We start from the raw sequence: 23,336 nt of genomic DNA, 5'->3' as shown, positions 1-23,336 counted from the left end.
ATTCTCCTCCTTCACCCGACCACAGCGCCGCAGATGGACGTGCCGGACCGTCCCACCCCCGGCACGGTCCACCGGACAGGGCCTATTCTGCCGATCATGACGACACGCATGTCCCGCAGAGGATTACTGATCGCGACCGCCGCGGCCCCGCTGGCGGCCGCCCTGCCCGGCCCGTCCGCGCACGCCGCCGGAAGCGGGGTGACGGAGCGCCTGCGCGCGATGGAGGAGACGTACGGCGGCCGCATCGGCGTGGCGGCGTTCGACACCGGCTCCGGCCGGTCCGTTGCCTACCGGGCGCACGAACGCTTCGCGATGTGCTCGACGTTCAAACTCCTCGCCGCCGCCGCGATCCTGCGCACGGCGCGCCGGGAGGACCCGGGGCTCCTGGACCGTGCGGTGCACTACACCGAGGTCATCGCGGGCTCCCCCGTCACCAAGGAGAACCTGCCCAAGGGCTCCATGACCGTACGCGAGTTGTGCGACGCGACCCTCACCTGGAGCGACAACACCGCGGGCAACCTCCTGCTGGGCCTGCTCGGCGGCCCGCGGACGATCGGCGCGTTCGCTCGGACACTCGGCGACCACCGCACCCGACTGGACCGCACCGAGCCCGAACTCAACACCAATTTCCCCGGCGACCCCCGTGACACCACGACTCCCGCGTCCATGGCCCGCGACCTGTACGCCCTCACCCTGGGCCCGGCCCTCGCCGCGCCCGACCGGGAGCAGCTGACGCGCTGGCTGGAGGACTGCCACACCGGCGACACCCGCATCCGCAAGGCCATGCCAGCCGGCTGGCGCGTCGGGGACAAGACCGGCAAGGGCGAGCGCGGGGCGAACAACGACATCGCGATCGTCCGCCCGCCCGGCCGCGCCCCGCTCGTCATCGCCGTCTACACCACGCGCGTCGGCAGCACGGAGGATGGCGACGACGCGATCGTCGCGCGGACCGCGGGTCTGGTCCGCTGCTCCCTCGTCCCGTCGTCCTGCGCGGGGCCGGGGTGTGTCTGCCGGTCCGCGTGAGGCGGCGGTGACCCTCGCCGTCCCGGACTCCACCCACTTCAGCTCGTCGATCCAGGCTGCCCGACCGGACGACGCCCCGATCTACGTGGTCCTGGACATTCTCTCCGCCCGCAAGGGAGCGAAGATCCGCTCCTGAGCGAATAAGAACAAGGTCGAGCCGTGCTTCACCCCGACCAACGCTTCCTGGGCGAACCCGATCGAGGCACGCTTCGGACCGCTGCGGCAGTCCACCGTGGCCAACTCCCACCATGCGAGCCACACCATCCAGACCTGATCCCTGCAGGCTTATCTACGCCGGCGCAACGTCAGTGCCCGCCACCCCTACGTCCTGGCCGCTCAACACCGGAACGCGCCCGCATCCGCAGCGAGACAGGCATCCGCTGGGGCGGGCGCCCACTCGCCGCCGCGGCGTGACGACCGCGCCGGACGCCCCGGTCATGGCTCGGTGTTATGCCGTGAACCGTCCCGTCGAGTGAGTGGAATCCGGCGGGCAGGAACCTCGAAGACGAGTTCACGACCGTCCTCCTCATCCCACTGCTCTCCGACCTCGACAAAGCCGAAGCCCGAGATCGTGGCCAGGGATGCCCCGATGCGCGCGTTGGGGCGCCCGCGAGACGCGTGCAGCACGACCTGCGCCCGGACACGCAGCCCGTACTCGGTCTTGTGGCCGTAGGCCAACTTCTTCAGCCGCTCGCGCTCGGCGGCAGTTGGGGCTATCGGACGGGCCGGGGCAACGGGCATGGGGCAAGGGCCGATCGGGAGAAGTGGATCACGACAGGCCGTAGCCTGCCGTGTCCTCTTCCCGGCCCGTCCGACAGGATGTGAACACGCCCGCACCGCTTGGCCGCAGCCGAATACCTGCACGTGATCCCAGCATGCCGCGAAGGCCCACAGGGTGTGTCCGCCTGGGGTACCGCTTGTCCTCCGACGGGTGATCTTGACCGTTCGGCAGGTGACGTTGACCGCTCGGTTCGGGGCGCGGGTCGTCGGCGGGTGCCGCGGCCCGTCCGTCGGACTTGCTTGGTCAGCGACCGCCGGGGTGGCCGAGGGCGTCGCGGAGGAACCCGGTGATCTCCGCCCGTGCCGCCTCGGCCTGCGGCACTACGGTCGGCATGCTGACGAAGGCGTGTGTGGCCTCGGGGAACTCGGTCAGCCTCGCGGGTGTCCCGGCCGCACGCAGGCGCTCGGCGTAGCGGCGGCCGTGGTCGGCCAGCGGGTCATGGCTCGGCACCACCACCAGCGCCGGGGCGAGCCCGGTGAGACTGCCGGCGTGCAGCGGAGACACCGTACGGGGATCGGTTCCCGAGGGGACGGCGAGCCGGTGCAACAGCCTCAGTTGAGGAACGGTCAGGGTCGGACTGTGGGCGTGCTCGGTGACCGAGGGGTGGTCGAACATCGTCCCGGTCACGTCCGCGAGGGGGTTGACCAGCACCTGCGCCCGCAGTTGCAGGTCGGCCTGCCTGGCGCGGATGGCGGCCAGGGCGGTGATCAGTGCGCCGCAGCTCTCGCCGAACACAGCGATGCGCGCCGGGTCGATGCCCCAGTCGGCGGCGTGCCGCACCAGGTGGTCGAGCGCGTCCCAGCCGTCGTCGGCGGCGGCCGACAGTGGAGTGTCCGGGGCGAGGAGGCGGTGCTCGACCGAGACGACAAGGGCCGGCAACTGGGCGGCGAGATGGCTGTTGATCCAGTCGCTCTGCACCGCCGTGCCCACGAACCCGCCGCCGTGGACGTGGAGTACGAGGGGCAGGGCCGCCGCCCGGTCGGCGGAGCCGGCGCCGCCTTCGCGCACCGGCCGGTGGACCCGGACCGGCAGGCGGCGGCCGGGCAGCGCCAGCGACTGCCAGTCGATCGCGGCACCGGGGTCCGGCATCCCCGTGATCGCCCGCATCGCAGGCGACGCCCGCCTGCGGTTCTCCGCCTCGCGGTAGGCAGCCAGTTCCTCGGTGGTCATCGCCGCCCAGTCCGGCTCACCCCCCAGTGCCTGCTGCCGCAAGCCGCTACTGCTCGCCGACGGCTGCCGCGCACCGTTGTTCCCTCTCATGCCTTCTCCTCCCCGAATGATTACGCTACCTCAGGTATCGATACCCAAGGTAGCGTAACTAGCTATGGTGAGGGAATGACTCGAACGCCTCCTCCCGCCCGACCGCCCGGACGCCCGCGCGCCGGCCTCGACGCCAAGGTCTTCACCGCCACCCTGAGCACGGTCCGCGAAATCGGCTACGCGCGCGCCACGGTCGAGCGCATCGCCGCCGCGGCCGGCATCGCGAAGTCGACGGTCTACCGCCGCTGGCCGTCGAAGGGCGCGCTGATCGTGGACTGCCTCCTCGACGCGTTCGGCCCGGTTCCGCTGAAGGAGGGCGCCGACCGGGCCGAGCTCATGTCCTCGACCATCCGCTGGATCGCGGCGAAGATCGGCGAGCCCGGGGTGGGCGACGCGTTCGCGGGCGTGTTCAGCGACGCCGTCAGCGACCCGGCCCTGCGCGAGATCCTCTCCGCACGGTTGCAGGACCCCTACCGCCTCGCCCTCCAGGACGCCCTCGACGAGCCGGAGAACAGGGTCCTGTTCTTCATCGACGTCGTCGTCGGCACCCTGCTCCACCGGATGGGCATGACCGGCGAACCCATGGTCGATGCCGATGTCGACGCCCTGGTCGCGATGATGCTGCCGCACTTCGCCCGCGGCGTGGGTCCGACCTGACGGTGGATCGCCGGCCCGGCAGCGCAGACCGATGCTACGGCCGGCGCAGACGGCGTCGGGCAGGGCTCGCAGGTCACACGAGGACGAGCCGGACATGGGTGCACGTACCCCCCGCTGATCGCTGACATTGACGATTCACGAGAACAGGAGGCGCCGTGTCGTGCTCCGAACCACTGCCCCGCACCGTCCGCCTGCTGTTACTCGCCCAGGTCGTCAACCAACTCGGGGCCTTCTCACTGCCCTTTCTCACCGCGCTGATCAGCACCGACCACAGCGCGAGCCTGACCGCCGCCGGGCTGGTCGGCGCCGGGCCGGTCGGCGCCGGGCCGGTCGGCGCCGCCTTCGGGCTCGCGACGATCCCCTCGCGGCTGGCCGGGGGACACTTGGCCGACCGAATCGGCCGGCGCACGACCATCGTGCTCGGGCTCTGCGGATGCGCCGTCGCACAGCTGGCGATCGCGGCCTCCGCGTCGCTCACCTGGGCGGTCGCCGGGGCTGTGCTGCTCGGGCCGGCCTTCGAGCTCTACGAGCCCCGAGCCAGGCGATCATCGGCGAGTCCGGACCGGAGCAGCACCGTGTACGCGCGTTCAGCCTGTTCAGCGCCGCGCTCGCGGCGGGCGCCATGGGCGCCGGACTGCTCGCCGCCCTGCTCGGCCGCTGGGACCTGCGCCGGCTCTTCGCCACCGACGCCGCCACCTGCCTGGCCTGCGCACTGCTGATCCGGCTGGCCCTCCCCCGCGACCGTCCCGAACCACCCGGAGAGGGCCAGGACGACACCGCCGTACGACCACTGCGCGACCGAGCCCTGCTGAGCGTCCTGGCCACCGGCACCGCCTACGCCCTGATCACCAACAGACGTTGCACCCTGCCGCTCGCACTCGCACGGCAGGGCCTGCCCGCCGCCGACGCCGGGCTGTCGTTCACCGCCGCCGCGGCCACCACCGTGCTCGCCCAGCCGCTGATCCGCTGCCCTATGCGCGACCCGGCTCACCACGCCCGTCGCACTCGCCCTCGCCCATCTCTTCCCGGCCGCGGGGCTGACCGGCTACGCCCTCACCCGCACCCTGCCGGCGCTGCTCGGCTCGGCCGCCATGAAGAGCCTCGGCGATCTCCTGGTCATGGGCCGCATCCACGCGCTCGTCACCGACCTCGCGCCACCCGGCGCAAGCGGCCGCTACCTGGTCATCTTCGGTACCGGCTGGGGGATCGCCTTGACGCTCACACCCGTCCTCGGCACCCGGCTGCTCGCCCACGCGGGGACGACCGCACTGTGGTCGGCAATGGCCGCGCTCTGCCCACTGCTCGCCGCACTGCACCTTCGGGTGACACCGGAGCCGGCCCGGTCACCGCAACGTCGCGCGTCAAGGGAGCGCAGGTCGACCAAGCCAGTGGCTGCACCCAACCTGCGACGCTGACCAACACCGGTCAAGACGCCGGCTGCGCGACGTCACGCAGCCACCCGGAGTCAACCCCCGAAGGACTTCCGGAACCGACCACTACAGTAAGGAAAGGCGTGGCAGCCAGGGCGCCGGAGGTTCCGAAGAGAGGCGAGCAGAAGTGAAGATCGTGGTCGATGACCTCTCCGGCCGGCAGATCGCCGAGTTCCTCGACGAGCATGTGCAGGAGATGCGGTCCATCACGCCGCCGGAGAGCAAACACGCCCTCGACCTCGACAGCCTTCGCGGCCCTCAGGTCACCTTCTGGTCGGTCATGGACGGCGACACCGTGGTGGGCTGCGGCGCAATCAAGAGACTGGACGCCGTCCATGGCGAGTTGAAGTCGATGCGTGCAGCGCCGGCCCGGAAGCGGAGTGGGATCGCGTCCCGTCTGCTGGACCACATCGTCACCGAGGCCCGGCGCATGGGCTTCACCAAGCTGAGTCTCGAAACCGGCGCGAACGAGTTCTTCCTACCGGCCAGGAAGCTCTACGAGAAGTTCGGGTTCGAGTACTGCGAACCGTTCGCGGAATATCGGCCCGACCCGAACAACACGTTTATGACGAAGAAGCTTTAGAAGATCTTGGTCCACAGGTCTTGACCATTACTCACTGTAGTCATGAACGCGAGCATTGGAAGAATCGCGAACTGGGCCGGGGTCCTGCGGCTCGCTGCCCGATCAGGCGGGTGGGTGCTCCAGCCAACCGCCAGGCGCCGCCCGGCCAACGTTCGCCCTGTAGTGCCTCAGATCGCGGACGGCAAAAGTCTCGGCGAACGCGATGTCGGAAATCCGCCAGCGTGCTCGCGGTCGGTCGGCGAGAATCCGCTCATGATCGCTGAAACGCAGGGAATCCGCATCCGGCATCGCGGGCATGAACCGCAGGTCCATCCCACCGCCTACGTCGCCCCGACGGCCACGCTCGTCGGTGATGTCCGGGTGGGGCCGAGGGCGCGGGTGATGTACGGTGCGGTGCTCGATGCCGAGGGGTCTCGGATCGAGGTCGGGGAGGCGGCGGTGATCTGCGAGAACGCGGTGTTGCGCGGGTCTGCGGTCGCCGGCGACCAGCCGGTGCTTGTCGGCGACCATGTCTTCGTGGGGCCGCATGCCACACTGCTGGGCTGCGAGGTCGGCAGGTGCGCCTACGTGGCGACCGCGGCGACGGTCCTGCAGAGCGCGCGGTTGGGGGCCGGCTCGGTCGTCGCTGTCGGCGCGCTCGTCCATGCGCGCACCGTTCTGCCGGACGAGTACTTCGTGCCGCCGCAGACGGTGGCGCTCGACGAGCCGGTGCGGCTGCTGGCCCCTGGCGATCCGGGCCTGGCCGAGGCCGTGGGGCGGGTGGGCTTCGCGCAGGTGGCGTTCGGCGTCGACGCGGAGTGGACCGACCGGATCAGCCGGTACGAGCACATCGCGGAGGTGCGCGTCGCCGAGTTCGGCGCGCACGCGGACGATGAGGTTCAGAATCTCGGCTAGCGCCGCATCAACGGCCCTTGTGCTGTGGTGAAGTGACGCGCCGCCCGGATTCCACTCCGGCGGCGCGCGTCCGGCAAGCTGTGCCGGTGGCAGAGCGAGTGCGGCTCCGTGAGATCGATGACGACGAGGGCAGACGGCTGCTCCGGATCATCCGCAGGGGCACCGGTCGGTGGTGACCTGCGCCGGGCGCAGACGGTGCTGCTGCCGGCCCAGGGCATGCCCGTGGCGAAGACCGCCGAGGAGACGTTCACCAGCGCGGACCGGGTCCGGGATGTGATCCACAACTTCAACGCTGACGGTTTCGGCTCCCTCTGTCCGAAGTACGCGGGCGAGCGGGCGAGGACCTTCACCCTGCCCGAGCGCCGGGAATGCGGGAGGCTTTGGACCTTGATCGGCGGGCGCCCCAGCCGGGTCATACGCCAAACCGTGCGCCACTTCATCGGCTTGCGCGGCCCGCACGGTGTTCGCACTCCCTCGATGAAGCCGCCCCACCATGCTTTCGCGCCCTCCAGGGACCGCATCCGCACCATGGCGAGGAGGACCCATACGCCGAGATAAACCGGGACAGAGGGATCGGGAGTCGGCGGCGGGCAAGCCAGACACGGATTCGGGCGGTGAACCGGTAGTAGACCGCGTGCCGAGCAGGGGACGTCCTCGGATGTTGGAGGACGAGCTCGGGTTCGTAGAGGGTCTTCCACTCCGCATCAAGCGCACGCCATGCACACGTCCGCGACGTGCTGTCCCACGTCATTCGGCATGCCGAGGGCTCCGAGCCCAGAGTGAACAGGAGGGCATCGCACTCGCCACGCCAGCCCGGGCCCTCACCCCTCGGGCTCGCCCCACTCGCCGACGGTCAGTTCGTCGCCAAGGGAGAGCTTGCCCGGCCGGAGTACGGAGAACTTGGTGCCGAAGACGACGCCGCCGGCGGCCGCCCGGCGGTAGGTGGCGAGGGTGCGGAGGGGTTCCGGGCCGGCTTTCGCGCCGGACTCCTGGGCGACCATGGTGACGGCGCAGCGGACGGCGAGCTTGGTGTAGGCGAGTTCGGTGTCGCCGATGGTGAGGTGGCGGAGCCGGTCCTCGGTGTGGGGGTCGTCCCAGCCGTCGATGACGACGTTGGGGCGGAAGCGGTTCATGGGCAGGGGCGGCAGGCCGCGTTCGGCCAGCTTGGTGTTGAGCAGGGTGAGGCTGGAGCGGGAGAGGAGGTGGAGGGCGGAGCTGTCGGCCCAGCCGGAGGTGCCCGGGGTCCGGCCGTCGGTGACGCGGTCGTGCTCCGGTGGGACGCGTACCAGTCTGCTGGGGGCGCCGAGTACGTCGGACAGCCAGGCGGCGGCCGTTCCGCCCTGGTCGATGCCCCGGTAGGGCACGCCGAACAGCTCGACCCCGCGCCGGGGGGCGGTGGTGTCCACCTCGACGGTCACCGCGTCCGCGCCGGGGGCCCGCAGGGTCAGCAGCGCGCCGTCGGCGGTGACTTCGGGACGGATCGTCGCCAGGCGCGGGTCCTTGCGCTGGCTCCGGAAGACGCCCTCCTCGTCGACGACCATGAAGCTGCGGTCGTGGGCGGGACCGGCGGGTGTCAGCACCGCCTCGCCCACCGCCGTCCCGGCACATCCCTTGACCGGGTAGTACCACAGCTCGACGACCGTGGCGGTCCCTGCTGTGCCTGCCACATCTGCCGTGCCTGCCGTTTCAGTCATCTGTGCCCGTCCCCCTGTTCATTTCGCTGTCAAAAGACCGCACCCCGGGCGGTCCGGCCCGGGGTGCGGCGGCTCCTGACGCTGTCCGCTACTTGGCGGCCTTCGGCGCCGGGACGGCGTGCGGGGCGCACGTCACGTCCTTGGCGTCGACCTTGCCGGTGAGCAGGTAGGCGTCGAATCGGTCGTTGATGCACGGGTTGACCAGGCCGGTCACACCGTGCGAACCGGCGCCCTTCTCGGTGATCAGGCGCGAGCCCCGGAAGCGCTTGTGCAGCTCGACGGCGCCGGAGTACGGGGTGGCGGCGTCACGGGTGGACTGCACGATCAGGGTCTGCGGCAGGCCCTTGCGGGTCTTGACCTCGAGCGGGTTGCCCTGCGGGGCCTTCCAGGTGGCGCAGGGGAGGTTCATCCAGGCGTTCGACCAGGTCATGAACGGGGCCTGGCGGTGGATGCGGGTGTTGTCCCGGTCCCACTTGGCCCAGCTGGTGGGCCACTTGGCGTCGGCGCACTCGACGGCCGTGTAGACGGCGTTGCCGTTCTCGGCGGCCACGGCGCCCGCCAGGTCCGGGCCGGCGGCCTCGACGAGGGCCTTCTTGTCACCGGAGCGGTACTTGGCCCAGGTGTCGGCGACGGGGATCCAGGAGGAGTCGTAGTACGCGGCGCTCTGGAAGAAGTTGATCAGCTCGGCCGGGCCGACGAGGCCGCCGATGGGCTTCTTCTTCGCCTCGGCGCGCAGCTTCAGCCACTGGGCGTGCACCTTGGCCTGGCTGTTGCCGATGTGGAAGACCGAGTCGTGCTGGGCGACCCACTTCTCCCAGTCCTTGAACCGGCCCTCGAAGGCGGTGTCCTGCTCCAGGTTGGCCTGGTACCAGATGTTGCTCTGCGCCGGGTTGACGACGCTGTCCACGATCATCCGGCGGACGTGGTTCGGGAAGAGCGTGCCGTAGACGGCGCCGATGTAGGTGCCGTAGGAGACGCCGAGGTAGTTGAGCTTCTTGTCGCCGAGGGCGGCGCGCACGACGTCGATGTCACGGGCGGTGTTCATCGTCGTGAGGTACGGCAGCAGCTTGCCGCTGCGCTTGGCGCAGCCGTCCGCGTACTGCTTGGCGAGCTTGCGCTGGGCCAGCTTGTCGGCCTTGCTGTCCGGCACCGGGTCGGCCTTGGGCGCGGCGACGAACTGCTTGGGGTCGACGCAGGAGATCGGGGCGGACTTGCCCACACCGCGCGGGTCGAACCCGACGAAGTCGTACGCCTTGGACGTCTTGGCGTAGATGGGGTTCTTCGTCGTGACCTTGCGCGGGAACTTCAGGCCGGAGCCACCGGGGCCGCCCGGGTTGTAGACCAGCGATCCCTGGCGCTCCTTGGCCGTGCCGGTGGAACGCACCCGGTCCACGGCGATCTTGATCGTCGGGCCGTTGGGCTTGGCGTAGTCGACCGGGACGGTCACCCAACCGCACTGGATGGGCTTCTCCAGGCCCCAGGCGGCAGGGCAGTCCTGCCACTTGATGCCCTTCTTCGCCGCCCTCTCGGCGGCGACCTGCACGCCCTTGGCCTCGGCTGCGCCACCGGGCACGCGCTCGGTGGCACCGGCCGACGGAGCGGCCAGGAAGCCCGCGACGAGGGCGCCGGTCATCACGGTGCCGGTGGCCGCGCCGAGTATCGCTTTAGGTCTCACGTGGGAATCCCCCTGCTGGGAACGCCGCCCTCGGATCGGGGCAGCGATGATCACAGAGCTGCACCAGGGATAATTCCGCCTCCCGTACCAAGATGGACAGGTTGTTCGGGTGAATCTTTACTAATCCGTAAGAATGACGTCAGCATGGACGTCTCCTGCGACACCGTGCGTCACGGCCGTACCCGCTCTTTCACGGCCCCCGTCCCTCACCGCGGACTCCCCCTCCCGCAGCAGTCCGCGCAGCCGCAGCGCGTCGGACGCCACCGCGCTCACCACGGCGGCCGGTCCCGCGAGCGCCATGACGGCCGCCGTGGGCCCGGGCGGGGGCAGCATCGGCGGGCGGTCGCCGAAGGACGGGTCGACGACCAGGAGTTGCCCCATGGCCCGATGACCCCCGAGCACGGCTCCGCCGTCCCAGCCGGGCACCCCCGGCCCGTAGGCGAGCTCCTGGTCGAGGAGCGGGCGTCCGGCGCGGCGGACGGTCAGCCGGGAGGTGAGCCGGCCGGGCCGTTCGCCCGTGCGGCCGAGGACCTGCTCCTCCCTGAGCACCAGCCGGGCTGTGGGGGCCAGTTCGACGCGGGTGGTCGTGCGGAGGTCGCTGCCCGCGGCGGAGATCAGCGGCTCGGGGAGCCAGTGCAACGTCGCGCCGTCCCCGACGGTGATCCGTGTGTCGTACGTGGCCGGGGCGCCCGTCCGGCCGGGCAGCGCGAGGGTGGCGGCCGTGGTGGTGAAGCGCAGGGCGGCGCCGGCCGCCACGGTGACACTCAGCGTCAGCCGGTCGCCGCCGAGCGGCGCGCTCATCGCACCCACCAGCGTGACGTGGGCCTCGCCGCCCCTCTCCCCCGTCCGGCGGAGCGCGAACGGTGCCTCACCCTCCAGCACCGGCAGGGCCGTGCCGCCCCGCCCGTCCGGGGCGGCGACGATGCGGGCCGCGGCCCGCACGCCCGTCACGACGCGGCGGCGGCCGCGGCCCCGGCCCATGCGGCGAGCCGTTCGCGCACCCAGTCCCGCACCGGCGCCACGCCGTCCTCCGTGGTCAGCGAGGTGAAGGCCACCGGCAGGTCGCCGCGCTGCGCCTTGGCGTCGCGGGCCATCCCCGCGAGGTCCACGCCGACGTACGGGGCGAGGTCCGTCTTGTTGACGACCAGGAGGTCGGCGGTCGTGATGCCCGGCCCGCCCTTGCGTGGGATGTCGTCGCCGCCCGCCACGTCGATGACGAACACCTGTGCGTCGACGAGGCCCTTCGAGAAGGTCGCGGTGAGGTTGTCGCCGCCCGATTCGACGAGTACGAGGTCGAGCGGGCCCACCGCGTCCTCAAGGTCCTCGACCGCTTCGAGGTTGGCGGAGATGTCGTCGCGGATCGCGGTGTGGGGGCAGGCTCCCGTCTCTACGGCGGAGATGCGCTCCGGGGGCAGGACGGCGTTGCGGAGCAGGAACTCCGCGTCCTCGCGGGTGTAGATGTCGTTCGTCACGACGGCGATCGACAGGTCGTCGCGCAGGGCGCGGCAGAGGGCGGCTACGGTTGCCGTCTTTCCGGAGCCTACGGGGCCGCCGAGGCCGATGCGGAGGGCACGGCGGGTGCCGTCGGGGCGGGTCGCCGCGCTGTAGGTGTGGCGGTGGGGGTAGGGGGTGGTGGGGTGGTCGAGGTGCACTGGGGGCTCCTTGGGTGGTGGGTGGTGGCGGTCTTTTGGGGGTGCCCCGGGCCCGCCCTTTCACCGTTTCTGCGGGGGGTGCCCCGCGGCCCCTTGAAACCGCGCTTCGCGCGGTTGTCCTCAATCGCCGGACGGGCTGAAGTCAGCCCGTCCGGCGATTGAGGACGCGCGCCGCAGGCGCGCTCTGGGGGTGCGGGGGCGCAGCCCCTGCAAGAAACGGTGAAGGGGCGGGCCCGGGGCACCACCCCCTCCTACGAGGCGAAGAGGCGAACCGGCCACGCCGCATGCCCCTCCGCCATGACGTCCAGCAGCGGCGCCGACGCAGCCGGCAGCGCATCCACCCCGTCGTGGAACACATCCCGAGCAGCCTCCGCCGCCCGCCCCGCAACCGCGTCCAGCTCCGGCGCCAACCGCGCCAACACCCCCGTCGCCTCGAACGGATCGAGCCCGAGCAGCCGGACAACCGCCGTCGCGGGCCCGCCGATCGCCTCGTAGCCCGCGGCGTACGCCGCCTCCCCGGGGCCGAGCCCGGCCGCGCGGGCGGCGAGCCCCAGGACGACGGGCTGGTGGGCACCGCGCGGCCGGGCCGTGGCGAGGGCGTCCAGGGAGGGTGACCCCCAGGCCGCGCGGGCGGCGCGCATCATCTGGCGGCCGAGCCGCCGGGCGACGGCGCGCAGGGCGGGGGACGGGGTGCGGGCGTCGGCCGCGTCGTCGAGGGTGAGCGGGTCGGCGCCGGCGGCAGCGGCGGCGGCGAGAGCGGCGGCGGTCAGGCCGGTGGTGTGCAGGCGCCCGCGGCAGAACTCCTCCAGGTCGGCGGCGTCATGGATCCGCCCCGCCGCGACGGCCGCCTCCGCCCCGCCGGAGTGGGCGTGGCCGCCGGCGGGGAAGCGCCCGTCGGCGAGGACCAGCAAGGAAGCCAGGGTCATCAGAAGAGGAAGTACCGTTGGGCCATGGGGAGTTCCACGGCGGGCCGGGGTTCCACGGGGTCGCCGTCGATGGTGACCGTGAAGGTGTCGGGATCGACCTCGACGCGGGGACGGGCGTCGTTGTTGCGCATGTCGGCCTTGGTGACGCCGCGGGTGTCCCGGATGGGCACGAACCGTTTGCCGAGGCCGAGGCGTTCGGGGAGGCCGTCGTCCAGGGCCCACTGGGTGACGAAGTTGAGGGAGGTGGCGGCGGGGGCCCGCCCCTTGGCGCCGAACATCGGGCGGGGCAGGACGGGTTGGGGGGTGGGGATGGAGGCGTTGGCGTCGCCCATCTGGGCCCAGGCGATCTGGCCGCCCTTGAGTACGAGCAGCGGTTTGACGCCGAAGAAGGCGGGCTCCCAGAGCACCAGGTCGGCGAGCTTGCCCTCCTCCACCGAGCCGATCTCGTGGTCGAGCCCCTGGGCCGCGGCCGGGTTGATCGTGTACTTGGCGATGTAGCGCCGGGCCCGCCGGTTGTCGGCCGGGCCGTCGCCGGGCAGGGGGCCGCGCCGGGCCTTCATGACGTGGGCGGTCTGCCAGGTGCGCAGCACGGTCTCGCCGATGCGTCCCATGGCCTGGGAGTCCGAGGAGACGATCGAGATGGCGCCGAGGTCGTGGAGGTGGTCCTCGGCGGCGATGGTGCCGGGGCGGATGCGGGACTCGGCGAAGGCCAGGTCCTCGGGGACCGCGGGGTTGAGGTGGTGGCAGACCATCAGCATGTCGAGGTGTTCCTCGACGGTGTTGACGGTGTGCGGGCGGGTGGGGTTGGTGGAGCTGGGGAGGACGTTGGGCTCGGAGACGACGGTGATGATGTCGGGCGCGTGCCCGCCGCCGGCGCCCTCGGTGTGGTAGGCGTGGATCGAGCGTCCGGCGATGGCGGCGAGGGTGTCGCCGACGAATCCGGCCTCGTTGAGGGTGTCGGTGTGGATGGCGAGCTGGGCGCCGCTCTCCTCGCAGACGGCCAGGCAGGCGTCGATGGCGGCGGGGGTCGCCCCCCAGTCCTCGTGGATCTTGAATCCGACGGCTCCGGCGCGCAGTTGGGCGCGCATCGCGTCGTACGAGACGGTGTTGCCCTTGCCGAGCAGGCCGATGTTGACGGGGTACGCCTCCAGCGCCTCGAACATCCGGGCGAGGTGCCAGGCGCCCGGGGTGATGGTGGTGGCCTTGCTTCCCTCGGCGGGACCGGTGCCGCCTCCGACGAGGGTGGTGACGCCGGAGGCGAGGGCGGTCTCGACGGACTGCGGGCAGATGAAGTGGACGTGGGCGTCGACGGCTCCGGCGGTGAGGACGCGGCCGTTGCCGGAGATGACCTCGGTCTCGGGGCCGATCACCAGGTCGGGGTGGACGCCGTCCATGGTGTCGGGGTTGCCCGCTTTGCCGACGCCGGTGATCCGGCCGTCGCGGATCCCGACGTCGGCCTTGACGATCCCCCAGTGGTCGAGGACGACGGCTCCGGTGACGACCGTGTCGGGGGCGCCCTCGGCCCGGGTGACCCGGGACTGGCCCATGGACTCCCGGATGACCTTGCCGCCGCCGAACACGGCCTCGTCGCCCGCCCGTCCGGGGCCGCCGGACCGGTCCTCCTCCACCTCGATCAGCAGGTCGGTGTCGGCGAGCCGGATCCGGTCGCCGGTGGTCGGCCCGTAGAGGGCGACGTACACGGCCCGGTCGAGCCGGGACGGTTCGCCCCTCGGGTCATCCCTCGGGGCATCCCTCCGGTCATCCCTCGGCTCAGCCATCGAGCTGTCCCCCGCACGCCCCGCGCAGCCCCGGCACGATCCGCTTGCCGGCGAGGGGGACGAGGTCCACCGCGACCGGGATGCCCGGTTCGAAGCGGACGGCGGTGCCGGCGGCGATGTCGAGCCGCTTGCCGTGGGCGGCCGCCCGGTCGAACTCCAGGCCCGGGTTGGCCTCGGCGAAGTGGTAGTGCGAGCCCACCTGGACGGGCCGGTCGGCGGTGTTCAGCACGGTGATCCTGGTGCGGTGCAGGCCCTCGTTGAGGCGGACGGGTTCGTCCGCGCAGAGGATCTGCCCCGGTACGAGGGAGTCGGTGGCCATGGGGATCCCCTCCGTCAGACTATGGGCTCGTGGACGGTGACGAGCTTGGTCCCGTCCGGGAACGTGGCCTCCACCTGGACGTCCGGGATCATCTCGGGGATGCCCGTCATGACCTCGTCGCGGGTGAGCACCTTCCGTCCGGAGGACATGAGTTCGGCCACCGAGCGGCCGTCGCGTGCGCCTTCGAGGATGTGCGCGGTGATCAGGGCCACGGCTTCGGGATGGTTCAGCAGCAGCCCGCGGGCCCGGCGCTTCTCGGCCACATCGGCGGCCACGTGGATCAGCAGCCGCTCCTGTTCGTGCGGTGTCAGTTGCACGGGCCCCACCTCACTGTCGTTCGAACGCAGCGGGACGTTACCCCAGTTCAGCACGGTGCCGAGGTGGGCAGGTCCCTCCGGAGACCGGTGATTGCAACTTACTGCGCAAGCTTTTCCACCGTGTTAACCGGCGCTTTGCGTCGCCATGGACATCCGGCGCGAATCCGGCGCGAATCCGGAGGGCGGCTCAGTCGATCACCTTGATCTTCTTCATGGTCGGCTGGGAGATCACCCGGGCGACGCCGGGGATCCCGATGATTTTGCCGGTCTGGAACTCCTCGTAGGCGGCGTAGTCGGCGACCAGAACACGCAGGTAGTAGTCCGGGGTGCCGAAGGCGCGGCGGAACTCGACGACTTCCTCGTAGGCGGCGATGGTGGTCTCCAGCCCCTCCAGGGTCTTCAGGTCGCTGACCGAGACCTCGATGGAGACCATGACCTCCAAACCCCGGCCCGCCGCCTCGTGGTTGACGCGGGCCCGGTAGCCGGTGATGATCCCGGCCTCCTCCAGGCGTCTGACCCGCCGCAGGCAGGGCGGGGGCGTCAGCCCGACGCGCTTGGCGAGTTCGACGTTGGTCAGCCGGCCGTCCTGCTGGAGGTGGAACAAGATGTCACGATCGATCCGGTCGACTTTACGTTCATTGCCCATATGCCAATTCTAGGGTCACATTTCGAAACCATATAAGTCGGCAACCTTCCTAGGATTGCCGGCATGGCGACACTTCCGGCCAAACATGTCGGCGTTCCTCCCGCTCCCCCTGCCCCCCGCCAACGACTCCGCTCCGACCTGCGACGCGCGTTACGGGACTCCGGCTCCGTGGGCCTGGGGGCGTACCCGATGGGCGTCGCCTTCGGCGCCCTCGTCGCCCACTCCGGCTTCGCGTGGTGGTGGGCGAGCGTCTTCTCCGGCTTCGTCTACGCCGGTTCCCTCGAATTCCTGTTCCTCGGGCTGGTGCCGGCCTCGGCGCCGCTCGCCTCGATCGCGGTGACGGCGTTCCTGGTCAACTTCCGGCACGTCTTCTACGCGCTGTCGTTCCCCCTGCACCGGGTCCGGGGGCGGCTCGGCAAGGCGTACAGCACCTTCGCGCTGTCCGACGAGGCGTACGCGGTCACCGTCGGCGAGGCCGCCCAGTCCTTCCCGAGCCGCCGTGTCCTGTGGCTCCAGGTGTTCATCCACTTCTACTGGGCCGGCGGGGCGAGGACCGGCGCGCTGCTCGGCTCGGTCATCCCCGACGGGATCAGAGGGCTGGACTTCGCGGTGACGGCCCTGTTCATCGTGCTGGCCATCGGCGCCTTCCGCGCCCGCCGCGACATACCCGCTCCCCTCCTGGCCCTGGCGTGCGCGCTCGTCGCGCGCTTCGTCCTCCCCGGCCAGCTGCTGCTGACCGCCTTCGCCCTGTTCACCGCCGGCCTGCTGACCCGCTACGCCGTGACGCGCAAGGAGCGTGCCCGTGCCTGACACCGGATATCTGATCGCCGCGGTCGCCACCGCCGTCGCCGTCACCTGGGCCCTGCGGGCCCTGCCGTTCGCCGCCCTGGCGCCGCTGCGGTCCAGCCCACTCGTCGTCCACCTCAACAAGGCGATGCCGGTCGGGGTGATGGTCATCCTCGCCGTCCACACCCTGCGCGACTTCAGCCCGCGCGTGCCCGACCGGGCGTGGCCGACGGTCCTGGCGCTCGCCTTCACCGTGGCCCTGCACCTGTGGCGGCGGAACATCCTGCTGTCCATACTCGGCGGCACCGTCGTCCACGTCGTGCTCGCCAGCACCGTCTTCGCCCCCTGACCGACCGCGGCGCGCCGCTCGTCGTCACCCGCCGGGCGGGTGACGACGGAATGGTGACGACGGACGGGTGACGACGGGCCGCCGCCTCAGGGCTGGGTGATCGGCTCGGCCCGGGGGCCGGGCGATCGACCGGTAGTCCTCCGTGTCCAGCGCGATGGTCCGGTCGAACCGGGCGGCGTTGAAGAAGACCTCGGGGTGCCGGAGCGGCGAGCGCGGTGGCACTGTCGCGGAGTTGGCGGTAGGACCAGCGTCGTCCCCCGTCGACGAGCGCCAACGCGTCCGGGTCTTCCTTCACTTGGCCCTGGAAGCGGGTCCAGAGGCCGCGGCCGGGGGCCGGGAACGTCTTCTCCGGCAGGACAACGGACGGTGCGGCCCGGTCGCGCACCCGGTCGAGGTGTCCCCTGACGCTGTCGAGGAGGGCGGCCTCCGAGTCGAGGGTCAGAAGTGCCCGCCGGGGAAGATCTCCATGTCGAAGGGTGCCGCGTCGTCGAAGTGCTCGCGCCAGGCCCACAGTTCGTCGGCGCCCACCGTCCGGTCCGCGGCTCCGCCGTACACGACGCACGGGACGGATAATCGTGCGCCGGCGTGCGCGCCGGTGCGGTACGTCCTGCCGGAGGCCCCGGACGGGCAGGGAGTACGAGACGATCTCGACGTCCTCGGGGAGCCCGGAGGACCAGGTGCGGAAACCGTGGTGATTTCCGCCGGCGTGCGGGAAGGCGAACAGGCGTAACGCGACGTCTTCACGCCGGGCGATGGTTCGGACACACCGAACACCCGCCGGGCGCCGATCGTCCGGCCGCTCAGCGCCGCTCCGTACCCCCCGGCCCGCGGTGCTCGGCCGCGATGCCGAAGCGTCCGGGTTCGCCGGGAGCGGACGGCAGGTGGCGCACCGTCGAGACCGTGCTGATCACCGGGTCGTCCTCCGGCGCGTCCCGCTCCGCCGCAGTCTCTTCGAGTCGCCGCAGGTCGGCGGCGGACACCAGGGCGACCAGGGGCTTCCCGTGGCGCGTGACGACCACCCGTTCGCCACCGTAGACGACTCGGTTGATCAGCTCCGCCAGCTCGGCTCGTGCTTGCGTCACAGGAATCTCGTAGGCCATACCCCTAGCGTATGCAATGTCCGCCTGGTCCGCCGTGGTCCATGGCGACAGCGAATGCCCAGGTCAGGGACTCCCGTGTGCTCCCGTGCGCTCTCGTCTGTGAGAAATGTGTGAGACGAGGTGCGACGAAGAGCTATCTGGACGCACTGAACCCTGGCAGGTCTCCGGTGCAGCGGAACGCCCCGCTCCGATCGGCCCTGCGCAGAACTCCGGCCGGCCGGATGGCTTGCCCGTCGAAGCACCGGAGGCCGGGCGGGTCCTGCCCAGCCTCCACTTGGGTCGTTGGAAGATACGGGCCCATAGGGGCAACGAGTTGATCTTGAAGCTCTGGTGCCTGTGGCCTCTCCTGTGAGACCAGCGGAACAGCCGGTATCGGTGAGATCGATCATGGTTGCGGTGCGGCCGTTGGTGCTCAGCTGATCACGGAGCTGGGACCTGTGGGCGGGGGTGAGCGGGTCCTTGGCGGTGGTCGGCACCTTCCAGGTAGCTCAGCTCGAACCCCGGTCACGGCGTTTCCTTGACTGGGGCCGCGATGGTTCCTCCCACGGCCGCGCCGGCCACCATTTCGGCCGCCGCCGGCAGGTCTGCCCCGGGCCGAAACCCTTATGCTGCGCTTCGCGCTTATCCTCTCGGGAGCGCGTCGGCCAGGAGGCAAGAGAAGCGGTCGGACTCGGTTGCCGTTACTGTCGTGGTGAACAGGCGCATCGCATGACCGTAGAGAATGTGGTCCTTCTGAACGCCCTTGGGCGTCGTGGGAGTTCCCTCGAAAGCGCTCCTACAGCCCCCCGGCTGCAAGGCCCCGGCCGGCAGCTCGCCTATCCGGTCGTGGTTCGCACTGATCGCGGCGAAGGCCGTTCCGGAACCGCTTGCCAGCGAAAATGCCCTTGTCCCGAGCGAGGGCGCGAGTCGCGGCGAAGGCTTCCCGGTCGTTCAGCCAGTGGACCTCGTCGATCTGCGCGTAGTCCAGGTTGCCCGGGATCAGGCTGTTGCCGATGCCGCTCTGTTTGCGTCCCGGCTGGTCTGGCCGGCCGCAGAGGGCGCTGCCGACGGCATCGACGCCGATCACCCGCAGCGGATCAGACAACCCCGCGGCCTTCAGCGCCCGGCGCAGGGCTGAGGCCTCCAGCGCGAGCCGGCGCCGCTGTCACGGACCGCCACCGCGGTGCTGCTGACGGCACCCTCCCCAGCAGCCGTGGCACCGAGCGACAGGGCAAACGGGTGCCCGCCGGCAAAGGCGAGCAGCGGCTCGTGCGGCTCACCGGCCACACCGCGAGAGTCCAGCAGCGCGGCGGCGTTCACGCGTCCCAGCCCACCCAGCTCGGTGATCCGCACCATGTCGGCCCAGCCGGGGTCTGCCCGCCACATCATGTCCGGGGGTATGCGATCAGCTATCACCACCAGCGCACCGGTCGGCAGCACCGGCAGGAACTGCTCGCGCAGCCGGCTCTCCGAGCCCCGCGTCCGCTCGAAGGTGCCGATCAGCAGCACCGCGCGCTCGTCGGCGAGCACCGCCCCGGCCTCGGCGACGAAGGCTGCGGGAGAGTCCTCGAGAATCCGCCCGCCCGGCATCAGTACGTTGCGATCCGCTTCCTTGGCCCGCTGGGCGAAGCGTCCCAGCAGCGCCGACTTGCCGACACCGCCGGGACCATGAACGAACAGCACCCGGGCGCCGGTGCACAGCACCTCCTCGTCGAACAACCGCTGCTGGACGAGGGGATCGCGGTACCCGGAGGTGAGGCCGATGAGCTGCCCATGACGCCAGAGCGCCTCAGCGCGCAGCGGTGAACGCCGCCCTGGCACCCTCGGTGAGCCCGGTGAGATCCTCGGCTGGAAAGCGGATCCCCAACGCCCAGCCACAGGCCAGTTCACGGGCGCGGCCGGGATCGCGGACGAACGCCACGGGGAGCAGGAGCACGGCGAGCACCACCGCGAGTACGGCGAACAGCCGGTCACGGGGCCGAGGTGGGATAACGTGTGGCTCGTTCATGCCTCCAGTCAAGGGGGCGGGATGTTGCCAGCCCGTATCCGGTTTTCCATATGCCGACGATATGCGCCGGCTCGTAGCATCAGGCTATGCGTGTATTAGTCGTCGAAGACGAGCCCTACATGGCAGAGGCCATCCGCGATGGGCTGCGCTTGGAAGCGATCGCGGCTGACATCGCCGGGGACGGTGATACCGCTCTGGAGATGCTGAGCACCAACACTTACGACATCGCCGTCCTCGACCGGGACATCCCCGGGCCCACCGGTGACGAAATCGCCAAACACATCGTCGCCTCCGGCAGCGGCATGCCGATCCTCATGCTGACCGCCGCCGACCGGCTCGACGACAAGGCCTCCGGGTTCGAGATCGGCGCCGACGACTACCTCACCAAGCCCTTCGAACTTCGCGAACTCGCGCTCAGGCTGCGAGCTCTCAACCGCAGGCGAGCCCACAACAGGCCCCCTGTGCGGGAGATCGCGGGCTTGCGTGTGGATCCGTTCCGCCGCGAGGTCTACCGCGAGGGCCGCTACATCGCGCTGACCAGGAAGCAGTTCGCTGTACTCGAGGTCCTCGTCGCCGCTGAAGGCGGTGCCGTCAGCGCGGAGGAGCTGCTGGAGCGAGCGTGGGATGAGAACGCCGATCCGTTCACCAACGCCGTGCGCATCACGGTCTCGGCCCTGCGCAAACGACTCGGCGAGCCCTGGCTGATCGCCACGGTGCCCGGGGTCGGCTACCGCATCGACGCAGGAGCCGACGACGATGACCGGGGAGCGGTGCGTGGATAGGCGTCAAGGGTTGAGCGTCCGCCTCAAGTTCACCCTCAGCTACGCCGGGTTCCTCGTGATCGCGGGCGCCTTGCTGCTCGCCGCCGCGTGGGTGTTCCTTCTGCGGGGCAGGTCGAACAGCCTGGACGTCCCCGACCGGTCCGACTTCCTGCGCGTCTTCGACCCGAGCAATTTCGGCCCGGTCGTCTTCGTCCCGGCGGGAATCCTGGCGCTGGCGTTCCTACTCGTGTTCGGCCTCGTGGGCGGGTGGATTCTGGCCGGCCGGATGCTCGCCCCGCTGATACGCATCACCGACGCCACACGCAGGGTGGCGAACGGACCGCTCTCCTACCGGATCCGCCTGGCGGGCCGCCGGGACGAGTTCCGCGAACTCGCCGACTCCTTCGACACCATGCTCGCGCAGCTCGAAGCCCACGTCGCCGAACAGCAGCGATTCGCGGCCAACGCCTCTCACGAACTGCGTACCCCGCTGGCGGTCACGCAGGCGCTTCTCGACGTGGCCCGCAACGATCCGCACTACGACACCGGCGAGCTTGTCGAGCGCCTCCGCGTGGTCAACACCCGAGCCATCGACCTCACTGAAGCACTGCTCCTGCTCAGCCGCGCCAACCAGCAGTCATTCTCCAGGGAACGCGTCGACCTGTCCCTCCTGGCGGAAGAAGCCACTGAAACGCTCCTCCCCCTGGCAGAAAAGCAGGGCGTCACCATCGAAACCTCCGGCGACGTGGGCACCACCATCGGCTCACCTGCGCTCCTGCTACAGATGACCACGAATCTTCTGCACAACGCGATCGGCCACAACCTGCCTGAAAAGGGCGCCGTATGGGTGAATACCAGCGTCCGCTCCCATACGGTTGTCCTCACTGTCGAGAACACCGGCGAGAAGCTCACCCCACAACTGGTCTCGACCCTTACCGAACCATTCCAGCGCGGTACCGAACGCATACACAGCAGCCACGCGGGCGTCGGTCTCGGCCTGGCGATCGTCAAGACCATCACCCAGGCACACGACGGAACCCTCACCCTCACCCCCCGCCCCGCCGGCGGCCTCCGCGTCACGGTGCAACTGCCCGCCGCGGCAGCGCACACCCCAGCAGATGACGATCGGGCCTGACGAACCCTCCCTCTCGGCCGTGGCGGAGGCGCCGTAGCCGTACCAGGCGTGTCCTCCGCCCCGGCCCAGATGCCGGCGGCAACGAGATGCGGGCCGCCGCCGTCGACCCCCACTCACTGTTCACCGACGCCCAGGCTGGGATCGCAGGGAACTATTGCGGATGGGGCCCGGACGTGAGCGCGGCGGCGACCTCGTCGAGGCGCGCCCCGCGGGAGGCCTTGACGAGCACCACATCGCCGGCGGTGAGCCGGCCGCGCAGCCACTCGACGGCCGCGGCGTTGTCGGACAGCGCCACCGCCCGCTCTCCGGCACCGTCAGCGAGCGGCCGGGCGCCGACCGCGAGCACCACGTCGGCACGGAAGGCGGCGTACTCCCCGATGGCGTGGTGCTGGGCCTCGCTGTCGTCGCCGAGTTCAAGCATCTCGCCGAGGACGGCGATGCGGCGCTTGCCCTCGATTGCCGCCAGCGTGTCCAGGGCGGCACGGGTCGAGTCGGGGTCGGCGTTGAAGGAGTCGTCGAGCAGCGTCGCGCCGTCGGCGAGGTCGCGTAGCTCCAAGCGCCACTTCGACAGCGAGACCGTGGGCAGCGCCGCCGCTGCCACATCGAGGGAGACGCCGGCCGCCAGCCCCGCCGCCGCGGCAGCCGACGCGTTGAGCGCCTGGTGAGTGCCCACGAGCGGCAGCGTGACCGGAGCACAGGTGGCGGCGGTCCGCAGGGTGAAGGACGGCCGGGCGAGCCGGTCGAGGACCACGTCGAGCACGCGAACGTCGGCATGTTCCGCTTGGCCGAACGTCAGCACCGGGCGGTCGGTGAGCGAGCGCATCGCGGCCACCCGGGGATCGTCGGCGTTCAGGACCGCGGTGCCGCCGGGCGCCAGACCCTGCACCAGTTCACCCTTGGCCCGGGCGATCGCCTCGCGCGACCCGAGGTGGCTGAGGTGGGCCTGGCCGACGTTGAGGACGACACTGACGTCGGGTGCGACCAGGCCGGTGAGTTTGGAGATGTCACCGATACGGCGGACGCCCATCTCAAGGACGAGGAACCGGGTGGCCTCGGTGGAACGCAGCATGGTGAGGGGCATGCCGAGTTCGTTGTTGAGCGAGCCGATCGTGGCGATCGTCGGCGCGGAACTCGACAGGATGGCCGCCAGCAGGTCCTTGGTGCTGGTCTTGCCGCGGGATCCGGTCACTCCGACGACGGTCAGCCGGTCGCGCAACTGTGCCACGACGTGGGCGGCGAGCGCCTGCAACGCGGCCTTGGCGTCCTCGACCACGACGGTCGGCAGCGCCGTGGGCCGGGAGCCGAGCACGGCCACCGCGCCGGCCCGGCCGGCCTGGACGGCGTAGTCGTGGCCGTCGACGTGTTCGCCGGCGAAGGCGACGAAGAGGCCGCCCGGCTCGGCCTGGCGGCTGTCGAGCACGGCCGGGGCGGTCACTGTCACGGCGTCGTCGCCCTTGACCGTCCCACCGACTACTGTGGCGATCTCGCCGAGGCTGAGCGCGATCATGCCTGGACCGCGCAAGGATCGGTGAAGCGCGGCAACAACCGTCCGGTCGCTGTGACGGCGATCGGGGGCGGGCTGG

At 70.9% G+C, this 23,336-nt stretch carries 25 protein-coding genes and 5 pseudogenes; 13 read left to right on the top strand and 17 right to left on the bottom strand.

The window, feature by feature from the left end:
- The first annotated feature begins 96 nt into the window (after window positions 1–96).
- Both bla and HN013_RS32345 read left to right on the top strand, forming a co-directional pair.
- Window positions 97–1,023 (top strand): class A beta-lactamase, encoded by a 927-nt coding sequence (bla, locus tag HN013_RS11580; protein ID WP_171165887.1) that lies wholly within the window; start codon window positions 97–99, stop codon window positions 1,021–1,023.
- A gap of 46 nt (window positions 1,024–1,069) precedes the next feature.
- Window positions 1,070–1,437: pseudogene (locus HN013_RS32345) on the top strand (IS630 family transposase); the annotation flags it as partial.
- A 21-nt stretch (window positions 1,438–1,458) separates the two neighbouring features.
- Here the strand turns inward: HN013_RS32345 and HN013_RS11575 are convergent.
- Window positions 1,459–1,764 carry a hypothetical protein gene (locus HN013_RS11575; protein WP_171165754.1) on the bottom strand — a complete coding sequence of 102 codons (306 nt, stop codon included), beginning with the start codon at window positions 1,762–1,764 and terminating at the stop codon, window positions 1,459–1,461.
- A gap of 283 nt (window positions 1,765–2,047) precedes the next feature.
- Window positions 2,048–2,974, bottom strand: a complete 927-nt coding sequence (locus HN013_RS11570) for an alpha/beta hydrolase (RefSeq protein ID WP_249374955.1) — start codon at window positions 2,972–2,974, stop codon at window positions 2,048–2,050.
- Between the two features lie 165 nt (window positions 2,975–3,139).
- On the opposite strand from HN013_RS11570, the gene HN013_RS11565 reads away from it, so the two are divergent.
- The 7 genes and pseudogenes from HN013_RS11565 to HN013_RS33905 form a co-directional block, all read left to right on the top strand.
- Window positions 3,140–3,721 (top strand): TetR/AcrR family transcriptional regulator, encoded by a 582-nt coding sequence (locus tag HN013_RS11565; protein WP_171165883.1) that lies wholly within the window; start codon window positions 3,140–3,142, stop codon window positions 3,719–3,721.
- 155 nt (window positions 3,722–3,876) lie between these two features.
- Window positions 3,877–4,170 (top strand): annotated as a pseudogene (locus tag HN013_RS34115) (MFS transporter); the annotation flags it as partial.
- Window positions 4,155–4,622: pseudogene (locus HN013_RS34110) on the top strand (MFS transporter); the annotation flags it as partial. The pseudogenes HN013_RS34115 and HN013_RS34110, both read left to right, overlap by 16 nt.
- A 190-nt stretch (window positions 4,623–4,812) precedes the next feature.
- Window positions 4,813–5,136 (top strand): MFS transporter, encoded by a 324-nt coding sequence (locus tag HN013_RS11555; protein WP_249374945.1) that lies wholly within the window; start codon window positions 4,813–4,815, stop codon window positions 5,134–5,136.
- A gap of 142 nt (window positions 5,137–5,278) precedes the next feature.
- Window positions 5,279–5,734, top strand: coding sequence for a GNAT family N-acetyltransferase (locus tag HN013_RS11550; protein ID WP_171165879.1), 456 nt, complete (start codon window positions 5,279–5,281; stop codon window positions 5,732–5,734).
- Window positions 5,735–5,986: 252 nt separating this feature from the next.
- On the top strand, window positions 5,987–6,628 hold the full coding sequence (locus tag HN013_RS11545) for a gamma carbonic anhydrase family protein (protein ID WP_171165877.1): 642 nt from the start codon (window positions 5,987–5,989) through the stop codon (window positions 6,626–6,628).
- Between the two features lie 86 nt (window positions 6,629–6,714).
- Window positions 6,715–7,009 (top strand): annotated as a pseudogene (locus HN013_RS33905) (helix-turn-helix domain-containing protein); the annotation flags it as partial.
- An 8-nt stretch (window positions 7,010–7,017) separates the two neighbouring features.
- On the opposite strand, the pseudogene HN013_RS32910 reads toward HN013_RS33905, so the two are convergent.
- The 10 genes and pseudogenes from HN013_RS32910 to HN013_RS11495 form a co-directional block, all read right to left on the bottom strand.
- Window positions 7,018–7,352: pseudogene (locus HN013_RS32910) on the bottom strand (glycosyltransferase family 2 protein); the annotation flags it as partial.
- A 97-nt stretch (window positions 7,353–7,449) separates the two neighbouring features.
- Window positions 7,450–8,322, bottom strand: a complete 873-nt coding sequence (locus HN013_RS11535; RefSeq protein WP_171165876.1) for an MOSC N-terminal beta barrel domain-containing protein — start codon at window positions 8,320–8,322, stop codon at window positions 7,450–7,452.
- 88 nt (window positions 8,323–8,410) lie between these two features.
- Window positions 8,411–9,955 carry an alpha/beta hydrolase gene (locus tag HN013_RS11530; protein WP_171166089.1) on the bottom strand — a complete coding sequence of 515 codons (1,545 nt, stop codon included), beginning with the start codon at window positions 9,953–9,955 and terminating at the stop codon, window positions 8,411–8,413.
- 162 nt (window positions 9,956–10,117) lie between these two features.
- Complete coding sequence (locus tag HN013_RS11525) at window positions 10,118–10,978, bottom strand: urease accessory protein UreD (RefSeq protein ID WP_171165874.1); 861 nt, start codon at window positions 10,976–10,978, stop codon at window positions 10,118–10,120.
- On the bottom strand, window positions 10,945–11,649 hold the full coding sequence (gene ureG, locus HN013_RS11520; RefSeq protein WP_171165872.1) for an urease accessory protein UreG: 705 nt from the start codon (window positions 11,647–11,649) through the stop codon (window positions 10,945–10,947). The genes HN013_RS11525 and ureG overlap by 34 nt, the downstream gene beginning before the upstream one ends.
- Before the next feature lie 251 nt (window positions 11,650–11,900).
- Window positions 11,901–12,575 (bottom strand): urease accessory protein UreF, encoded by a 675-nt coding sequence (locus tag HN013_RS11515; RefSeq protein ID WP_171165870.1) that lies wholly within the window; start codon window positions 12,573–12,575, stop codon window positions 11,901–11,903.
- On the bottom strand, window positions 12,575–14,353 hold the full coding sequence (locus HN013_RS11510) for an urease subunit alpha (protein WP_249374944.1): 1,779 nt from the start codon (window positions 14,351–14,353) through the stop codon (window positions 12,575–12,577). Before HN013_RS11510 ends, HN013_RS11515 begins: the two co-directional genes overlap by 1 nt.
- On the bottom strand, window positions 14,346–14,672 hold the full coding sequence (locus HN013_RS11505) for an urease subunit beta (RefSeq protein WP_171165868.1): 327 nt from the start codon (window positions 14,670–14,672) through the stop codon (window positions 14,346–14,348). Before HN013_RS11505 ends, HN013_RS11510 begins: the two co-directional genes overlap by 8 nt.
- A gap of 14 nt (window positions 14,673–14,686) precedes the next feature.
- Window positions 14,687–14,989, bottom strand: a complete 303-nt coding sequence (locus HN013_RS11500) for an urease subunit gamma (RefSeq protein WP_171165866.1) — start codon at window positions 14,987–14,989, stop codon at window positions 14,687–14,689.
- Window positions 14,990–15,176: 187 nt separating this feature from the next.
- Window positions 15,177–15,635: an Lrp/AsnC family transcriptional regulator gene (locus HN013_RS11495; protein ID WP_171165864.1), complete on the bottom strand. Its 459-nt coding sequence runs from the start codon at window positions 15,633–15,635 to the stop codon at window positions 15,177–15,179.
- Between the two features lie 63 nt (window positions 15,636–15,698).
- Here HN013_RS11495 and HN013_RS11490 point away from each other — a divergent pair, with 63 nt between their 5' ends.
- Together HN013_RS11490 and HN013_RS11485 are read left to right on the top strand one after the other, a co-directional pair.
- Window positions 15,699–16,445, top strand: a complete 747-nt coding sequence (locus HN013_RS11490; RefSeq protein WP_171165862.1) for an AzlC family ABC transporter permease — start codon at window positions 15,699–15,701, stop codon at window positions 16,443–16,445.
- The gene (locus tag HN013_RS11485; protein ID WP_171165861.1) at window positions 16,438–16,770 is read left to right on the top strand and encodes a branched-chain amino acid transporter permease; all 333 of its coding nucleotides are present in this window, start codon (window positions 16,438–16,440) and stop codon (window positions 16,768–16,770) included. Before HN013_RS11490 ends, HN013_RS11485 begins: the two co-directional genes overlap by 8 nt.
- Before the next feature lie 800 nt (window positions 16,771–17,570).
- Here the strand turns inward: HN013_RS11485 and HN013_RS11480 are convergent.
- The 4 genes from HN013_RS11480 to HN013_RS11470 all read right to left on the bottom strand — a co-directional run bounded on the left by HN013_RS11480 (window position 17,571) and on the right by HN013_RS11470 (window position 19,857).
- A complete protein-coding gene (locus tag HN013_RS11480; protein WP_171165859.1) occupies window positions 17,571–17,870 on the bottom strand; it encodes a type II toxin-antitoxin system Phd/YefM family antitoxin in 300 nt (99 codons plus the stop codon).
- A gap of 775 nt (window positions 17,871–18,645) precedes the next feature.
- Window positions 18,646–18,954, bottom strand: a complete 309-nt coding sequence (locus HN013_RS11475) for a hypothetical protein (protein ID WP_249374943.1) — start codon at window positions 18,952–18,954, stop codon at window positions 18,646–18,648.
- Between the two features lie 11 nt (window positions 18,955–18,965).
- Window positions 18,966–19,568 carry a hypothetical protein gene (locus HN013_RS32340; protein ID WP_212764238.1) on the bottom strand — a complete coding sequence of 201 codons (603 nt, stop codon included), beginning with the start codon at window positions 19,566–19,568 and terminating at the stop codon, window positions 18,966–18,968.
- Window positions 19,569–19,638: 70 nt separating this feature from the next.
- Window positions 19,639–19,857, bottom strand: coding sequence for a hypothetical protein (locus HN013_RS11470; protein WP_212764237.1), 219 nt, complete (start codon window positions 19,855–19,857; stop codon window positions 19,639–19,641).
- 86 nt (window positions 19,858–19,943) lie between these two features.
- On the opposite strand from HN013_RS11470, the gene HN013_RS11465 reads away from it, so the two are divergent.
- Complete coding sequence (locus tag HN013_RS11465) at window positions 19,944–20,639, top strand: response regulator transcription factor (RefSeq protein WP_171165857.1); 696 nt, start codon at window positions 19,944–19,946, stop codon at window positions 20,637–20,639.
- The gene (locus HN013_RS11460) at window positions 20,632–21,753 is read left to right on the top strand and encodes a HAMP domain-containing sensor histidine kinase (protein WP_171166084.1); all 1,122 of its coding nucleotides are present in this window, start codon (window positions 20,632–20,634) and stop codon (window positions 21,751–21,753) included. The genes HN013_RS11465 and HN013_RS11460 overlap by 8 nt, the downstream gene beginning before the upstream one ends.
- A gap of 151 nt (window positions 21,754–21,904) precedes the next feature.
- Here HN013_RS11460 and murF read toward each other — a convergent pair whose 3' ends face one another.
- Complete coding sequence (gene murF, locus HN013_RS11455) at window positions 21,905–23,260, bottom strand: UDP-N-acetylmuramoyl-tripeptide--D-alanyl-D-alanine ligase (protein ID WP_171165856.1); 1,356 nt, start codon at window positions 23,258–23,260, stop codon at window positions 21,905–21,907.
- Window positions 23,261–23,336: the final 76 nt, after the last annotated feature.

Origin of the sequence: Streptomyces sp. I05A-00742, from assembly GCF_013055795.1 — a bacterium.
Classification (GTDB): Bacteria; Actinomycetota; Actinomycetes; order Streptomycetales; family Streptomycetaceae; genus Streptomyces.
Note: the sequence above shows the minus strand (reverse complement) of the source record. Positions and strands in the feature narration are given on the sequence as shown.

What these genes read in the sequence shown, in the direction of transcription:
- HN013_RS11525 (WP_171165874.1), bottom strand. Translation starts at nt 10,978, where the DNA reads ATGGGCCGGGGCCGCGGCCGCCGCCGCGTCGTGACGGGCGTGCGGGCC.
- HN013_RS11470 (WP_212764237.1), bottom strand. Translation starts at nt 19,857, where the DNA reads ATGAACGAGCCACACGTTATCCCACCTCGGCCCCGTGACCGGCTGTTC.
- murF (WP_171165856.1), bottom strand. Translation starts at nt 23,260, where the DNA reads ATGATCGCGCTCAGCCTCGGCGAGATCGCCACAGTAGTCGGTGGGACG.
- HN013_RS11490 (WP_171165862.1), top strand. Translation starts at nt 15,699, where the DNA reads ATGGCGACACTTCCGGCCAAACATGTCGGCGTTCCTCCCGCTCCCCCT.
- HN013_RS11545 (WP_171165877.1), top strand. Translation starts at nt 5,987, where the DNA reads ATGATCGCTGAAACGCAGGGAATCCGCATCCGGCATCGCGGGCATGAA.
- HN013_RS11510 (WP_249374944.1), bottom strand. Translation starts at nt 14,353, where the DNA reads ATGGCTGAGCCGAGGGATGACCGGAGGGATGCCCCGAGGGATGACCCG.
- HN013_RS11530 (WP_171166089.1), bottom strand. Translation starts at nt 9,955, where the DNA reads ATGACCGGCGCCCTCGTCGCGGGCTTCCTGGCCGCTCCGTCGGCCGGT.
- HN013_RS11480 (WP_171165859.1), bottom strand. Translation starts at nt 17,870, where the DNA reads ATGGCCTACGAGATTCCTGTGACGCAAGCACGAGCCGAGCTGGCGGAG.
- HN013_RS11505 (WP_171165868.1), bottom strand. Translation starts at nt 14,672, where the DNA reads ATGGCCACCGACTCCCTCGTACCGGGGCAGATCCTCTGCGCGGACGAA.
- HN013_RS11575 (WP_171165754.1), bottom strand. Translation starts at nt 1,764, where the DNA reads ATGCCCGTTGCCCCGGCCCGTCCGATAGCCCCAACTGCCGCCGAGCGC.
- HN013_RS11495 (WP_171165864.1), bottom strand. Translation starts at nt 15,635, where the DNA reads ATGGGCAATGAACGTAAAGTCGACCGGATCGATCGTGACATCTTGTTC.
- HN013_RS11465 (WP_171165857.1), top strand. Translation starts at nt 19,944, where the DNA reads ATGCGTGTATTAGTCGTCGAAGACGAGCCCTACATGGCAGAGGCCATC.
- bla (WP_171165887.1), top strand. Translation starts at nt 97, where the DNA reads ATGACGACACGCATGTCCCGCAGAGGATTACTGATCGCGACCGCCGCG.
- HN013_RS11565 (WP_171165883.1), top strand. Translation starts at nt 3,140, where the DNA reads ATGACTCGAACGCCTCCTCCCGCCCGACCGCCCGGACGCCCGCGCGCC.
- HN013_RS11570 (WP_249374955.1), bottom strand. Translation starts at nt 2,974, where the DNA reads ATGACCACCGAGGAACTGGCTGCCTACCGCGAGGCGGAGAACCGCAGG.
- HN013_RS11515 (WP_171165870.1), bottom strand. Translation starts at nt 12,575, where the DNA reads ATGACCCTGGCTTCCTTGCTGGTCCTCGCCGACGGGCGCTTCCCCGCC.
- HN013_RS11535 (WP_171165876.1), bottom strand. Translation starts at nt 8,322, where the DNA reads ATGACTGAAACGGCAGGCACGGCAGATGTGGCAGGCACAGCAGGGACC.
- HN013_RS11555 (WP_249374945.1), top strand. Translation starts at nt 4,813, where the DNA reads ATGAAGAGCCTCGGCGATCTCCTGGTCATGGGCCGCATCCACGCGCTC.